This is a genomic window from Actinomadura sp. BRA 177 (assembly GCF_013372625.1).
Lineage (GTDB): Bacteria > Actinomycetota > Actinomycetes > Streptosporangiales > Streptosporangiaceae > Spirillospora.
Genome location: NZ_JABXFD010000019.1, coordinates 1 through 467, shown reverse-complemented (window position 1 = coordinate 467; position 467 = coordinate 1). Strand labels below are relative to the sequence as shown.

General features: G+C 67.7%; 1 protein-coding gene. It reads right to left on the bottom strand.

What is annotated here, in order from left to right:
- Positions 1–230, bottom strand: a 230-nt coding sequence (locus HUX53_RS39740) for a hypothetical protein (protein WP_217918932.1), incomplete at its 3' end; no start/stop codon positions are given.
- Positions 231–467 lie beyond the last annotated feature (237 nt).

Below are 467 nucleotides of genomic sequence, written 5' to 3'. Positions count from 1 at the left end.
GCGCCTGGCGCGCTTACCTGGCTCACTGGTATTCCGGCTATCTGTAGGGCCGTGCGTGCCACCCGATTCCTTGTCGCCGCGTGCGACGTCGTTGGCCAAGCGCCGGCCGTGTCCCGAGAGATGATCACCTGCTGGGGGTGGGACACCGCCGCCTGGCGGATCAGCTTGGTGGTGTCCAGCTGGTAGCGGACCTGATGCAGCGTCGGATGAACGGACACGAGCTCTGACAAGGTGCCACCTAGCTACCCGACTCGCGCCGGGTCGAGGGCAGGGGGCCAGGGCAGGGCCGAATCCTGGAACGAGTGCGGGGGGCGCGCGGCAGCGCTATGCCTCGCGGAACCGCGAACGGCTCGTTCCAGGTCGGTGACGCTAAGACGGTACAGCTGTTGACGACCATCGGCAGGGTCTGGACGGGCACCGACGTCTGCGGCTACGCCGCGGTGCTCATCCACGACGACTGGTTCGTC